The sequence below is a fragment of the Alteromonas sp. W364 genome (genome assembly GCF_031846205.1).
Classification (GTDB): domain Bacteria; phylum Pseudomonadota; class Gammaproteobacteria; order Enterobacterales; family Alteromonadaceae; genus Glaciecola; species Glaciecola blandensis.
Genome location: NZ_JAVRID010000013.1, coordinates 1 through 15,437 on the forward strand (window position 1 = coordinate 1; position 15,437 = coordinate 15,437).

At 43.2% G+C, this 15,437-nt stretch carries 9 protein-coding genes; 1 reads left to right on the top strand and 8 read right to left on the bottom strand.

What is annotated here, in order from left to right; translation table 11 throughout:
- Positions 1-93: 93 nt before the first annotated feature.
- From fusA to rpsL, 3 genes are all read right to left on the bottom strand, one after another.
- Positions 94-2,196 carry an elongation factor G gene (gene fusA / locus RM556_RS16510; RefSeq protein ID WP_311362356.1) on the bottom strand — a complete coding sequence of 701 codons (2,103 nt, stop codon included), beginning with the start codon at positions 2,194-2,196 and terminating at the stop codon, positions 94-96.
- Between the two features lie 141 nt (positions 2,197-2,337).
- Entirely contained in the window at positions 2,338-2,808 is a 471-nt protein-coding gene (gene rpsG / locus RM556_RS16515; protein WP_311362355.1) for a 30S ribosomal protein S7, read from the bottom strand.
- Positions 2,809-2,881: 73 nt separating this feature from the next.
- Positions 2,882-3,256 carry a 30S ribosomal protein S12 gene (gene rpsL / locus RM556_RS16520; protein WP_195733806.1) on the bottom strand — a complete coding sequence of 125 codons (375 nt, stop codon included), beginning with the start codon at positions 3,254-3,256 and terminating at the stop codon, positions 2,882-2,884.
- 440 nt (positions 3,257-3,696) lie between these two features.
- Here rpsL and RM556_RS16525 point away from each other — a divergent pair, with 440 nt between their 5' ends.
- Positions 3,697-4,776: a hypothetical protein gene (locus RM556_RS16525; RefSeq protein WP_311375139.1), complete on the top strand. Its 1,080-nt coding sequence runs from the start codon at positions 3,697-3,699 to the stop codon at positions 4,774-4,776.
- A 102-nt stretch (positions 4,777-4,878) separates the two neighbouring features.
- Here RM556_RS16525 and rpoC read toward each other — a convergent pair whose 3' ends face one another.
- From rpoC to rplA, 5 genes are all read right to left on the bottom strand, one after another.
- Positions 4,879-9,081: a DNA-directed RNA polymerase subunit beta' gene (gene rpoC, locus RM556_RS16530; RefSeq protein WP_311362353.1), complete on the bottom strand. Its 4,203-nt coding sequence runs from the start codon at positions 9,079-9,081 to the stop codon at positions 4,879-4,881.
- Between the two features lie 86 nt (positions 9,082-9,167).
- A complete protein-coding gene (gene rpoB / locus RM556_RS16535; RefSeq protein ID WP_311362352.1) occupies positions 9,168-13,196 on the bottom strand; it encodes a DNA-directed RNA polymerase subunit beta in 4,029 nt (1,342 codons plus the stop codon).
- A 276-nt stretch (positions 13,197-13,472) separates the two neighbouring features.
- On the bottom strand, positions 13,473-13,844 hold the full coding sequence (gene rplL / locus RM556_RS16540) for a 50S ribosomal protein L7/L12 (RefSeq protein ID WP_311362351.1): 372 nt from the start codon (positions 13,842-13,844) through the stop codon (positions 13,473-13,475).
- 53 nt (positions 13,845-13,897) lie between these two features.
- A complete protein-coding gene (gene rplJ / locus RM556_RS16545) occupies positions 13,898-14,416 on the bottom strand; it encodes a 50S ribosomal protein L10 (RefSeq protein ID WP_311362350.1) in 519 nt (172 codons plus the stop codon).
- A gap of 321 nt (positions 14,417-14,737) precedes the next feature.
- Positions 14,738-15,436: a 50S ribosomal protein L1 gene (gene rplA, locus RM556_RS16550; protein WP_311375140.1), complete on the bottom strand. Its 699-nt coding sequence runs from the start codon at positions 15,434-15,436 to the stop codon at positions 14,738-14,740.
- Position 15,437: the final 1 nt, after the last annotated feature.

The following is a 15,437-nucleotide window of genomic DNA, read 5'->3' on the forward strand; positions in this document are numbered from 1 at the left end:
CTGCTTTGCCATTTTCTTTGTTTCCTAAGTTTAGTATTCGTTCCAATATTGGAGTGAATTAACTTCTATAGTTTAAATTAAAAATAAAATTGTTTACATACGGGAGTCGATTATTGCCTTAGCGACATTACTCGGTGCTTCCGCATACTTATAAAATTCCATTGAGTATGACGCGCGACCTTGCGTTGCAGAACGCAATGCCGTGGCATATCCAAACATCTCCGAAAGTGGCACCTTAGCACGCACAATCTTAATGCCTGCTACACCCTCTTCCATACCTTCAATCATCCCTCGACGGCGGTTTAGGTCTCCGACCACATCACCCATCCAGTCTTCAGGAGTCGTTACTTCAACCTGCATAGTTGGTTCAAGTAACACTGGGTTTGCATCAGCGCACCCATTCTTGAAACCCATCGAAGCAGCAATTTTAAACGCCATTTCCGAAGAGTCAACATCGTGGTAAGAACCATCGAATAAGGTTACTTTGATGTCTAATACGGGATAACCCGCTAGCACACCATTTTGCATCTGTTCTTCGATGCCTTTATCAATTGCTGGTATAAAGTCTTTTGGCACTGTACCACCAACAATTTCGTTTACGAATTCGTAGCCTGCGCCTTCTTCGTTTGGTTCTATCTTCAACCAAACATGTCCATACTGACCTTTACCACCAGACTGACGAACAAACTTACCTTCAGCTTCAACCGATTTGCGAATTGTCTCACGATAAGCAACCTGAGGGTTACCTACGTTACATTCAACATTAAATTCACGTTTCATACGATCAACGATGATATCTAGGTGTAATTCACCCATACCAGAAATGATCGTTTGTCCCGTCTCATCATCAGTCTTCACTCTAAATGAAGGATCTTCCGCCGTCAGCTTGCTTAGGGCAATACCCATTCGTTCTTGGTCAGCTGTTGATTTTGGCTCAACCGCAATCGAAATAACGGGATCTGGGAAGTCCATTTTTTCAAGTGTAATAATATTACTTGGATCACACAAGGTTTCCCCTGTCGTAACGTCTTTCAAGCCGATCGCTGCAGCTATATCACCTGCACGAACTTCTTTTAATTCTGCTCGATCGTTAGCATGCATTTGCACCATACGGCCAATGCGTTCTTTCTTACCCTTAATTGGGTTATAAACGGTATCGCCTGTTTTGATAACACCAGAATAGCAACGGAAGAAGGTCAATGTACCCACAAATGGGTCTGTCGCAATCTTAAATGCTAAGGCTGCAAACGGTGCACTGTCATCAGCTTCACGAGTCGATTCAGTTTCGTTTTTATCATCTAGGATGCCTTTAATCGCCGGTACTTCAGTTGGCGCTGGCAGATACTCAACAACAGCATCAAGAACAGCTTGTACGCCTTTATTCTTGAACGCTGAACCACAAGTTGCTAAAACAATCTCATTGTTCAATGTACGAATGCGTAAGCCTTCTTTGATTTCTGCTTCTGTTAATTCTTCTCCACCAAGATATTTCTCCATCAGTTCATCGTTTGCTTCGGCCGCAGCCTCAACCATTTCCGTACGATACTGTTCGGCTTTATCTAAGTGTTCTGCAGGAATGTCTTCGTATGTAAACGTCGCGCCTTTGTCGGCTTCATTCCAATTGATTGACTTCATTTTGATGAGGTCAATCACACCTTTAAATTCTTCTTCAGCGCCGATATTCAATTGAATAGGCACACAGTTAGCGCCCAAACGCTTGCGGATCTGGTTGATAACGCGCTCAAAATCTGCACCAGCACGGTCCATTTTGTTAACAAAAACCATGCGAGGGACGTGATATTTATCTGCCTGACGCCATACCGTTTCAGATTGAGGTTCAACACCTGAAGAACCACAAAATACGACGACAGCACCATCCAGCACTCTCAGCGAACGCTCAACCTCGATAGTGAAGTCAACGTGCCCCGGAGTATCAATGATGTTGATACGATGTTGGTCGAATTGCTGCTGCATACCTGCCCAAAAACATGTCGTTGCTGCAGACGTTATCGTAATCCCGCGTTCCTGCTCCTGCTCCATCCAATCCATAGTGGCAGCGCCATCATGAACTTCACCGATTTTATGTGAAATACCGGTATAGAAAAGAACACGCTCAGTTGTCGTGGTTTTACCCGCGTCAACGTGTGCAACAATTCCGATGTTGCGATAGCGTTCTATTGGAGTGTTACGAGGCATACTTCTCTCTTATTTGTTAAAAAAAACAATGTGGTCAGGGTTAATTTATGTCTAGCCTTGACCGCATTATTCTTCGTGTTTTAAAACTCAAAAGGAGCCAAAGCAAAACGCTTTGACTCCAATTCAATCAATATCTCAAGACTACCAGCGGTAGTGAGCAAATGCTTTGTTAGCTTCTGCCATGCGGTGAACGTCTTCACGTTTCTTAACCGCACTACCTTTGTTGTCTTGTGCATCAATCATTTCAGCTGCTAAACGCTGTGCCATGGATTTCTCACCACGCTTACGTGCCGCATCTACCATCCAACGCATACCTAGTGCGTTACGACGAACTGGACGAACTTCTACAGGTACTTGGTACGTAGAACCACCCACACGACGAGATTTAACCTCGACTGTAGGGCGGATGTTCTCTAGTGCATCTTCAAACACTTCTAGGTGTGGTTTGCCGGTTTTTTCAGCAACAATATCAAGGGCACCGTAAACGATTTTTTCAGCGGTGGACTTCTTGCCGTCGAGCATTACGACATTCATGAACTTAGCAAGCAACTGTGATCCGAACTTAGGATCCGGTAGGATTTTTCTTTGACCTACGACTCTTCTTCTTGGCATCTTAATTCTCCGTGGAATTCAGGTATAACCCAAAACTCTAATTTAATAGTTTGGCCTTACTAACGGAGAACCGTTAAGACTTAGGCCTTTTAGCGCCGTACTTAGAACGGGCTTGTCTACGATCGTTAACGCCAGCGCAATCCAATGTACCGCGAACTGTGTGATAACGAACACCTGGTAAATCTTTTACACGACCACCGCGGATAAGTACCACGCTGTGCTCTTGTAAGTTGTGACCTTCACCACCAATGTATGAAGACACTTCAAAACCGTTTGTTAAGCGAACACGACATACTTTACGTAGTGCAGAGTTCGGCTTCTTTGGCGTAGTTGTATATACACGAGTACATACACCACGACGTTGTGGGCAGGCTTGTAAAGCAGCTACGTTCGATTTCTCGACCGGCTTTTTACGTGGCTTACGCACTAACTGGTTAACTGTTGCCATTAACTAGCTCCTGATTAAAAAATATATTCTCAATGTAAAATTGACGAAAGCGCCGAAGATTACACGAGTACTGTTACAAGTTTATGTCTTTATGAAAATAAACTTGCTGCTCTTTTACCGAATAAAACCAATAACTTACGCAATCGAAGAAAGCTGAATATTTCAGTCAGATTTTTAAAAAAATAAGACTTTGGCAAATTCGGGTCGCGGAATGTTATAGATCAAAGGGCTGAATGTCAAGCAGGCTGGGCGCTAAAACAGTAAAATAAGCATCGGTGAACTTATGAAAATGTATACAGAAAATGCACTACAAAACTAGAATTTTTCAGTATTCTAAGAATAAAACTTTCTTCATTTGAGTTGCTTTGATAGCTTAGAACATAGTGAGATTTTTCAGCCTATGAATGAGTATTGTAGGTATCGAAGGAGTAAAAAGAAACGTGGAAGTGACGCAAAAGGAATTGGCTGAGGTAGACAAACTATTATCAAAACAAAACGCCCTCAAAGCAGGAGTCTTGGGCTCATTATGGTGTGTTTTGTCATTGTGGCTCTGGTATTTTACATATTTGCAAGTGCCCGACATTGCAGCAACATTTATACTAATAAGCGGTTTAGTCATAGGCGGCGCCGTGCGTATGCATGGCCGAGGCTATACGATAGTGTTTTCACTAATCGCTTTTCTACTTCATGCGTTACTTATCTATGCTGCAGTATTACTTAATATTTTATTACCTCCCGGATCATTAGTATGGGCCTCTGTGCTACTTGGGATGTGTGCAGGAGGAGCTTGGTTAGCCGTCTTCACAGCACGCAAGAAAATACCGTTTGAATTGCATAGAGCTTTTTTTAGGCTCACAGAAATAGAGCCACATTCTAGCTACAAAACAATGAAAAACCGTTGGTTTATATCACTACCCGTAATGGCGGTATTAAGCTCTGGGCTTATGTTGGTTTCAACTAGTTTTCTTTATGTATTCGATATAGCTATAGAGGCTAAGCAAGCAGAAGAGTTTGTAGCACAAAGACAAGAGTCATTCGAAAATATAGCAATATCTGTAGAAGTAAACGATTTAGATAAGTTGACCACGAAAGTGGCGCTGCGACATGCTTACGCTTTCTATAGTGGAACTCTGCTGAACAAGTACGGTTACTTTGAAAGCTATTACCCAAGCTCGACATATAAAGCGAAAACCATCTTAAAGTACTTAGTTTCTGAAAGACAAGAACCAAGAGCAAAGTTTATTTTGGGCATGATGACGATTAAAGAGGATGGAATATCTTTAGTTCGAGAGGCGTCTAATGACGGTGATAGCTATGCCCGAATATACGATGCCCTTCGTTTTGCTTGTAATGGAAACAACAAAATGGCGACTGACATGCTCACTCGATACAAAAATACGAATCGAGACCCCTACATTGCAAGACACATTGAAAGCATCTTTGAATATGGTTTTCATGATGCGTGTGACGAATCGAGAGTAGATCCATTTCAAGCTGAATTTGTGAAGACATTTCAATAATGAATTTATGCTCCTTTATTCACTTTTTCAAAACAAAACGGGGAGCGACTTTCGTCAGCTCCCCGTTTTTATTCTTTCTAAAAGCTTTCGCCTTAAGTTGACTTACTCTGCGCTGTCATCGCCAGCGTTTAGTAGTTCAGAGATTGCTTGAGCAGCTTCATCAGCAGCCATTGACGGCTCTACTGACTCTTCTCTCTCAGCTGCTTTACGAGCAGCACGTTTTTGGTGATACGCAAAACCAGTACCAGCTGGGATTAAGCGACCAACAATAACGTTCTCTTTCAAGCCACGTAAATCATCTTCTTTACCTTGAACAGCAGCTTCCGTTAACACACGAGTTGTTTCTTGGAATGATGCAGCTGAGATAAATGATTCAGTCGACAATGAAGCTTTAGTAATACCCAACAACTGTGTTTCATAGCTTGCTGGTAACTTACCTTGTTTTTCCATTTCACGGTTAGCGATCTTAACTTGAGAAACCTCAACTTGCTCGCCTTCTAGGAACTGGGTATCGCCCGACGCAGTGATCATACACTTACGTAACATCTGACGAATAACAACTTCAATGTGCTTATCGTTAATTTTTACACCTTGCAAGCGATATACTTCTTGTACTTCGTTTACGATGTAATTAGAAACAGCACTAATGCCTCTTAGGCGTAGGATATCGTGTGGCGACTCTGGGCCGTCCGCGATAACTTCACCTTTTTCAACTGATTCACCTTCAAACACGTTCAGGTTACGCCATTTCGGGATCATCTCCTCGTAATGACCTGCGTCGTTTGTTTGCGAAGCAAATTCACCCGCCTTCGGCGTAATCGTTAAGCGCTTCTTACCTTTGGTTTCTTTACCAAAGCCAATCACACCAGAGATTTCAGCTAAGATTGCAGGCTCTTTCGGCTTACGTGCTTCAAACAAGTCAGCAACTCGAGGAAGACCACCGGTAATATCACGAGTTTTCGAACTTTCTTGCGGTATACGAGCTAACACGTCACCTTCTTTAGCTACCTTGCCATCAGAGGCCTCGATAGTCGTAAAGCTTGGCAAGCGGATTTCTTGAAGACCGAACTCGTCGTTCTCAAGAATAAGCTTCGGCTCTTTCGCATTTGCTTTAGAAAGATCTTTAACAACGATACGAGTCAAACCCGTCAATTCGTCTTGTTGCATTTCAGTGTTTGAATCATCGATGTCTGCGAAGCTGATCTTAGATTCACGCTCAGTCACGATTGGGTGACTATGCGGGTCCCAGTTAGCAACAACATCGCCAGCATTAATCGCTGAACCGTCATCTACACCTAGTACTGCACCGTAAGGCACTTTATAGCGCTCTTTCTCACGGCCTTGGTCATCGATCACTGTCAACTCAGTTGAACGTGAGATAATAACCACTTTCTTATCTGTATTGCGTACGAACTTCGCGTTAGAGAATTTCAATGTACCGGTTGTTTTAACTTGTACGTTGTTCTCTGCTGTTGCTCTTGATGCCGCACCACCGATGTGGAATGTACGCATGGTCAACTGTGTACCAGGTTCACCGATTGACTGTGCTGCGATTACACCGACAGACTCACCAGAACCAACCATGTGACCACGTGCTAGGTCACGACCGTAACACTTCGCACAAACACCAAAGTCATTATCACAAGTGATAACCGAGCGAACCATGATTTGATCAACACTGTTGCTTTCAAGCATATCTACTAAACCTTCGTCTAGTAGCGTATTACGCTCAACCAACACTTCGTCAGTACCTGGTTTAACAACGTCTTCAGCAACAACACGACCTAGAACACGTTCGCGTAGTGCTTCAACAACATCACCACCTTCGATTAATGGAGTCATTTTAACCCCTTCGAAAGTACCACAGTCGTCGTTATTGATAACCAAATCTTGTGCAACGTCAACCAAACGACGAGTCAAATAACCCGAGTTAGCTGTTTTCAATGCTGTATCGGCCAAACCTTTACGAGCACCGTGAGTAGAGATAAAGTACTGTAGTACGTTTAGACCTTCACGGAAGTTTGCAGTAATTGGCGTTTCGATAATTGAGCCATCTGGTTTCGCCATAAGACCACGCATACCCGCCAACTGACGAATCTGTGCAGCACTACCACGAGCACCGGAGTCGGCCATCATGTAAACTGAGTTGAAAGAGGCTTGCTCTTCATCTTCACCGTCTTTGTTCTTAACAGTTTCAGTTTTCAAGTTGTCCATCATCGCCTTAGCAACACTTTCGTTTGCCGTAGACCAAATATCGATAACTTTGTTGTAACGCTCACCCGCTGTTACTAGACCAGACTGGAACTGCTCTTGAATCTCAACAACTTCTGCTTCTGCAGCGTCGATGATTTCTTTCTTCGCATCTGGAATAACCATATCATCGATACCAACAGACGCACCCGCGATCATCGCGTAGTGGAAACCGGTATACATGATTTGGTCAGCTGCGATAACAGTATCTTTAAGACCTAGAACACGGTAGCAAGTGTTCAACAATTGAGAAATTTGCTTTTTGCCCATTGCTTTGTTGATGATTTCAAAAGGCAGGCCTTTAGGAAGTATCAACGAGAAAATTGCGCGACCAACAGTAGTGTCTGTTAGCGTTACTTTTTCAGTTTTTGAGCCGTCTTCTGCAACATCAAACTCTGTTATACGTACTTTTACGCGAGCATGAAGCTCAGCGTTACCTGTACGATATGCTTTTTCAGCTTCGTGCGGGCTAGTAAATACCATGCCTTCACCTAAACCATTAACACGGTCACGTGTTAAGTAGTAAAGACCCAATACAACGTCCTGTGAAGGAACGATAATTGGCTCACCGTTGGCTGGTGAAAGGATGTTGTTAGTTGACATCATCAACGCACGAGACTCTAACTGAGCTTCGATAGTCAATGGTACGTGAACCGCCATTTGGTCACCATCGAAGTCGGCGTTATATGCCGCACATACTAATGGGTGCAATTGAATAGCTTTACCTTCAATCAAGGTTGGTTCGAACGCTTGGATACCAAGTCTGTGAAGTGTTGGTGCACGGTTAAGCAACACTGGATGTTCACGAATAACTTCGTCAAGAACGTCCCATACTTCCGGCGCTTCACGTTCTACTAATTTCTTAGCAGCTTTGATCGTAGTCGCAAGACCACGGCCTTCTAATTTGCCATAGATAAACGGCTTGAATAACTCAAGAGCCATTTTCTTAGGTAGACCACACTGGTGCAAACGCAATGTTGGACCAACGGTGATAACAGAACGACCAGAGTAGTCAACACGCTTACCAAGAAGGTTTTGACGGAAACGACCTTGCTTACCTTTAATCATGTCAGCAAGTGATTTCAATGGACGCTTGTTAGAACCTGTGATTGCACGACCACGACGACCATTATCAAGTAACGCATCAACCGCTTCTTGAAGCATACGCTTTTCGTTACGGACAATGATGTCTGGTGCTGCAAGGTCTAAAAGACGCTTCAAACGGTTGTTACGGTTTATTACTCGACGATAAAGGTCGTTCAAATCTGAAGTCGCAAAGCGACCGCCATCTAGTGGAACTAGTGGGCGAAGTTCAGGTGGTAATACCGGTAACACAGTTAAGATCATCCACTCTGGCTTATTGCCAGACTGTTGGAAAGATTCTAACAGTTTCAAACGCTTAGTAATTTTCTTACGCTTAGTTTCAGAGTTGATTGATGGTAACTCTTCACGCATTGCAGCAACATCTGCATCAACGTCAAGTTGCTTAAGCAATTCAAATACTGCCTCTGCACCCATCTTCGCTTCAAACTCATCACCATGCTCTTCCAAAGAATCTAAGTATTCTTCTTCAGTTAATAGCTGTCTTGCTTCAAGCTCTGTATAGCCCGCTTCTGTCACAACATATGATTCAAAGTACAAAACACGTTCGATATCACGAAGTGTCATGTCTAGCATCAAACCGATTCTTGACGGTAATGATTTTAGGAACCAAATGTGTGCAACTGGGCTTGCCAGTTCAATGTGACCCATACGCTCACGACGTACTTTAGTGAGTGTTACTTCAACACCACACTTCTCACAGATAACACCGCGGTGCTTCAAACGCTTGTACTTACCGCACAAACATTCGTAGTCTTTTACTGGGCCGAATATACGAGCACAGAAAAGACCATCACGCTCAGGCTTGAACGTACGATAGTTAATCGTTTCAGGCTTCTTAACTTCACCAAAAGACCATGATCGAATCATGTCCGGTGAAGCAAGACCGATTTTGATATTATCGAATTCTTCGGTCTTGTTTTGTTGTTTAATAAACTTTAATAAGTCTTTCACATTTCTCTCCCAACGGAGTCATTGTCACGACCCTGAATTCACCTTAGTGAAGACAGGGCCAACCTGTTTCTGCTCTACCCGAACGCTTACTGTTCTTCAAGCTCGATGTTAATACCCAATGAACGGATTTCTTTCAACAATACGTTGAAGGATTCTGGCATGCCAGGCTCCATTCTGTGGTCGCCATCTACGATGTTCTTATACATCTTAGTACGGCCGTTAACATCATCTGACTTAACAGTTAGCATTTCTTGTAGCGTATACGCAGCACCGTATGCTTCTAGTGCCCACACTTCCATCTCACCGAAGCGCTGACCACCGAATTGTGCTTTACCACCAAGCGGTTGTTGCGTAACCAAGCTGTATGAACCAGTTGAACGTGCATGCATTTTGTCATCAACCAAGTGGTTAAGTTTCAGCATGTACATGTAACCAACAGTAACAGGACGCTCGAAAGATCTACCTGTGCGACCATCGAATAACTCGATCTGACCACTTTCAGGAATATCTGCTAGTTTCAGCATTTCTTTGATTTCTGACTCACGCGCACCGTCGAATACCGGAGTAGCAACAGGCACACCTTTGCGCAGATTTTCAGCTAAACGCTTAATTTCGTCATCAGAGAAAGTATCAAGGTCAACTTCTTGATGAGATTCACCAAGGTTATACACCTCTTTCAAGAAGTTACGCAATTTCGCGACTTCTTCTTGCTCTTTGATCATGCGGTCAATCTTCACACCTAAACCATGGGCTGCCATGCCTAAGTGAGTTTCAAGAATCTGACCAATGTTCATACGTGACGGTACACCTAGCGGGTTCAATACGATGTCTACCGGCGTGCCGTTTCCATCGTATGGCATATCTTCAACAGGTTGAATTGCTGAGATAACACCCTTGTTACCGTGACGACCAGCCATTTTATCACCTGGCTGAATATGACGTTTCACAGCAAGATAAACCTTAACGATTTTCAACACACCTGGTGCTAAGTCATCGCCTTGAGTAATCTTGCGGCGTTTGTTTTCAAATTTCTTATCGAAGTCGTTTTTCACTTCTTCGTGTTGCGCAGCGCTTTGATCAAGCTCAGCTTGTGCGTCTTCATCTTTTAATACGATGTCGAACCACTTCTCACGAGGAGTGCTGTCTAATTTAGCTTGGTCAATGCCAGACTTAAGTAACAAGTTCTGGGCACGAGCGAAAATACCGTCGGCTAGAATACTGAATTCATCACCTAAGTCTTTCTTCACTTGACGCAATTGCATGTCTTCGATTTCTAGCGCACGTTTGTCTTTTTCAACACCGTCGCGAGTAAACACCTGAACATCGATAACCGTACCACGTACACTGTTTGGTACACGTAATGAAGTATCTTTAACGTCAGACGCTTTTTCACCGAAGATTGCTCTCAGTAGTTTCTCTTCCGGCGTAAGTTGTGTTTCGCCTTTAGGCGTCACTTTACCTACAAGAATATCGCCACCTTTCACTTCAGCACCGATGTATACAACACCAGATTCGTCTAGTTTACCTAGCGCTGACTCACCCACATTCGGGATATCGCCACTGATTTCTTCAGGACCTAGCTTGGTATCACGAGCGATACAGCTAAGTTCTTGAATGTGAATCGTAGTGAAACGGTCTTCTTGAGCAACTCGCTCAGAAATAAGGATGGAATCCTCAAAGTTATAACCATTCCAAGGCATGAATGCGATGCGCATGTTTTGACCAAGCGCTAGCTCACCCAAGTCTGTTGATGGACCGTCGGCCAGTACATCACCAGTAACAATAGGGTCACCTACATTACAAGTTGGTTTTTGATTAATACAAGTATTTTGGTTAGAGCGCGTGTACTTAGTTAGGTTGTAGATATCAATACCAGCTTCACCGGCTGTCATTTCTTCTTCATTAACCTTAACCACGATACGGCTAGCATCGACGTAGTCAATAGTACCGCCACGCTTAGCAACCACAGTCACACCAGAATCAACCGCAACGGTCTTCTCCATACCCGTTCCAACTAAAGGCTTATCCGCTTTTAGCGTTGGTACAGCTTGACGTTGCATGTTTGATCCCATCAATGCACGGTTAGCATCATCGTGTTCTAGGAACGGGATAATACTTGCAGCGATTGATACGATTTGCTGTGGAGAGACATCCATGTATGTGATGTCTTGCTTCTGCATCAATGTGGTTTCACCACGGTGACGACATGGAATCAAGTCTTCAACTAATGCATTTTTGTCATCTAATAATACGTTTGCCTGTGCAATCGCAAATTGACCTTCTTCAATAGCCGATAGGTAATCGATATCGTCAGTCACGACACCATCTACAATACGACGATATGGGGTTTCTAAGAAACCAAAGTCATTTGTTCTTGCGAAGCTCGAAAGCGAGTTGATCAAACCAATGTTTGGACCTTCAGGCGTTTCGATTGGACATACTCGACCATAGTGAGTCGGGTGTACGTCTCGAACTTCAAAGCCAGCTCTTTCACGCGTCAAACCACCCGGGCCTAAAGCAGAAATACGACGTTTGTGCGTTACTTCTGAAAGCGGGTTGTTCTGATCCATGAATTGAGATAATTGGCTTGAACCAAAAAACTCTTTCACAGCCGCAGAGATAGGCTTAGCGTTAATAAGATCTTGAGGCATGATGGCATCTAGGTCACCCAAGCTTAAACGTTCTTTAACAGCACGTTCAACACGGACTAAACCAACACGGAATTGGTTCTCTGCCATTTCACCAACCGAACGAATACGGCGGTTACCTAAGTGATCGATATCATCAACTTCATCTTTACCGTCACGAATAGTGATAAGTTGCTTCATTACAGAAACAATATCTTCTTTCGCTAGTGTGCCTGAGCCAGTGAGTTCTTCACGACCTAAGCGACGGTTGAACTTCATTCTACCAACAGCAGATAAGTCATATCTGTCGTCAGAGAAGAATAAGTTCTCGAACAGTGTTTCAGCAGCATCTTTCGTTGGTGGCTCACCAGGACGCATCATGCGATAGATTTCAACAAGCGCTTCTAATTTATTAGTGCTTGAATCAATCTTAATGGTGTCTGAAATGTATGAACCGTGATCAAGCTCATTGATATACAATGTCTCGAAAGTATCGATTCCCATTTCACGAAGAGCGAGTAGGTTTTCTAAAGTGACTTCATCGTTCGCATTGACAACAATCTCACCAGTCTCTTCGTTCGCGAAAGTCTTGGCGTAAATTTTACCAAGTAAGTATTCAGCTGGAACTTCCAATTCTGATACTTTTGCTTTCTCTAATGCACGAGTGTGACGGGCAGATATTCTGCGACCGGTTTCTACAATCACTTCGCCTTTCTTATCGAGAAGATCGAATTGCGCAATTTCACCACGTAGGCGATCTGGCACAACATCCATCATCAGCTTGTCGCCATCGATGCGAACAGCTGTCTTTTCAAAGAAAAGTTCAAGAATTTCTTCAGTGCTCATTTCTAATGCACGAAGAATAATTGTTGCTGGTAGTTTTCTACGACGGTCAATACGAACGAATAAATTATCTTTCGGATCGAACTCAAAATCCAACCATGAACCACGGTATGGGATTACGCGAGCGTTATATAAAACTTTACCAGACGAGTGAGTTTTGCCCTTGTCATGGTCAAAGAAAACACCTGGTGATCTGTGTAGCTGAGATACGATTACTCGCTCAGTACCGTTAATCACGAACGTACCGTTTTCAGTCATCAATGGGATTTCACCCATGTATACTTCTTGTTCTTTGATGTCTTTAACTGTACCTGGCGCGGCTTCTTTATCAAACAAGACAAGACGCAGCTTGACTCTTAAAGGAGCTGAATAAGTTACACCACGAATTTGACATTCTTTTACGTCAAACACGGGCTCGCCTAAGCGATATGCTACATACTGTAACTCACTGTTACCGCTGTAGCTTTTTATTGGAAACACAGAGCGGAAAGCCGCTTCTAAGCCATATTGACCATCAGGATCCTGGTCAATGAACTTTTTAAATGAGTCCAGTTGAATTGAAAGGAGGTATGGAATTTCCAATACCTGGGGGCGCTTGCCAAAATCCTTACGGATACGTTTCTTTTCACTATAAGAGTAAACCATGGGTTCCTCAGCCGACTGATTTTAGACCCAACCTGCTACACATACTGCCTTGCGTGTAACAAACTTCCAGTACCCTTTTAATAGGGCATTAACCTAAGCATACATCATAAAATGTAATATTGCTTTCTAACGAAAACAAAAACTTACCGGTTAAATACCAACGCTTTCCTGGATAGCAAACAAAGGGTGAAATATTGCATATCCTACAGCGCAAAAAGGCAGGTGATTAAAAATCACCTGCCTGAGCCTGTTAAGGCCAGTAATTAGAAATACTAATTACTTAACTTCTACTTCAGCACCAGCTTCTTGAAGTTCTTTCTGCAATGCTTCAGCGTCTTCTTTCGAAACGCCTTCTTTGATTGCTTTAGGTGCAGACTCAACTACTTCTTTAGCTTCTTTCAAGCCAAGACCAGTTGCGCCACGTACTGCTTTGATAACAGCAACTTTGTTAGCACCGAATGAAGTAAGAACTACGTCAAATTCAGTCTTCTCTTCAGCCGCTTCAGCTGCTGCAGCTGGACCAGCTACTGCTACTGCTGCTGCTGCAGATACGTTGAATTTTTCTTCTGCTGCTTCGATCAATTCTACCAATTCCATAACTGGCATTTCTGCGATCGCGTTTAAAATATCATCTTTGGTTAGAGCCATTTCTCTAAACTCCTGGGTTTAATGTTAAAAATTTATAATGCCAAAAAAGAAAATTATTTTTCTTCTTTGATCGCCGCCAATACGCGCACAAACTTGCCTGGAACTTCGTTGATAGTACGAACGAATTTCTCGGCAGGTGCTTTGAAGGTTGCAAGTAATTTCGCAAGCGCTTCGTCGCGGGTAGGTAGTGATGCTACTGCGTCCAATTTCTCTGGACCTAGTAAACCGCTACCAATAGACAATGCTGTCACGTTCAACTTATCATTTGTCTTAGCGAAGTCTTTGAACAAGCGCGCTGCGCCGCCCGGTGCTTCGATAGAGAAACCATAAATTAACGGTCCAACTAATGCAGAATCCATGTCAGCAAATTTGCTGTCGGCCAATCCACGTTTAGCTAGTGTGTTACGTACAACTTTAAGAAATACGCCTTGTTCACGAGCTTTATTACGTAGGTCAGTCAGTTCATGAACTTCCATCCCACGGTATTCAGCGACGGCAACGGATAGAGCGCGAGAAGCAACTTCTTCAATTTCAGCTACGATCTCTTTTTTTGCTGCTAAGCCTAGTGCCACTGAGTTCACCTTCTTAAAATCTGACTCTTTTGTTTACCTTTCGATAAACGCTATCGTCAGCGTTAACAGATTGATACTCGATATACTGGATGCGAACATCTGAAGCATATCTTGTACCGCTCTACGGTGTTCATTCCCAGAGAGTCTGAGTTGAAACCACCGTCTGCGCAGGTAATATTAAGCTTGGCATTTCGCTCCCGAAGAAGTGTGTGAAAGTTCTCTTACCTCTTTCACTGCCTAGCGCCTGCGGTCTTGGACGGGAGTTGAGTTACGCTTTTGGCGCAAACAACTCCAACCCATAACCTTAAAGAGAAAAGTTACTTAAGCTTGAGTCAAAGAACCCTGGTCTAATAAAACACCAGCGCCCATTGTTGTGCTTAAACTAACTTTCTTAATATATGTACCCTTGGCTGAAGAAGGCTTAGCCTTTTTCAACGCGTCTAGCAGTGCTTCAAGGTTTTCTTGAATTTGGTTTGCTTCAAAAGCAATTTTACCAATGCTAGCGTGGATGATACCGTTCTTATCGTTACGATATCTGACCTGACCAGCTTTTGCATTTTTTACTGCAGTCGCTACGTCTGGTGTAACTGTACCCGTTTTAGGGTTTGGCATTAGGCCACGTGGACCTAAGATTTGACCGAGTGTACCAACAACACGCATCGCGTCAGGGCTAGCAACTACAACGTCAAAGTTCATTTCGCCTTTTTTAACTTGCTCAGCTAGGTCTTCCATACCAACGATGTCAGCACCAGCTTCTTTAGCAGCTTCAGCGTTTGCACCTTGAGTGAACACAGCAACACGTACTTCTTTACCAGTACCGTTTGGTAGTACAGTTGCACCACGAACGTTTTGGTCAGATTTACGAGCATCGATACCCAAGTTAATTGCAACGTCTACGCTTTCTGAGAACTTAACAGTTGCAAGTTCTTTTAAAAGTGAAACAGCTTCATTAATTTCGTATTCTTTTGTAACGTCTACTTTTTCAGCGATGTTACGCATTCTTTTTGATAATTTAGCCATT

Excerpts from the sequence above, each read along its gene's own strand:
- fusA (WP_311362356.1), bottom strand. The coding sequence starts at position 2,196 with ATGCCTCGTAACACTCCAATAGAACGCTATCGCAACATCGGAATTGTT.
- rpsG (WP_311362355.1), bottom strand. The coding sequence starts at position 2,808 with ATGCCAAGAAGAAGAGTCGTAGGTCAAAGAAAAATCCTACCGGATCCT.
- rpsL (WP_195733806.1), bottom strand. The coding sequence starts at position 3,256 with ATGGCAACAGTTAACCAGTTAGTGCGTAAGCCACGTAAAAAGCCGGTC.
- rpoB (WP_311362352.1), bottom strand. The coding sequence starts at position 13,196 with ATGGTTTACTCTTATAGTGAAAAGAAACGTATCCGTAAGGATTTTGGC.
- rplL (WP_311362351.1), bottom strand. The coding sequence starts at position 13,844 with ATGGCTCTAACCAAAGATGATATTTTAAACGCGATCGCAGAAATGCCA.
- rplA (WP_311375140.1), bottom strand. The coding sequence starts at position 15,436 with ATGGCTAAATTATCAAAAAGAATGCGTAACATCGCTGAAAAAGTAGAC.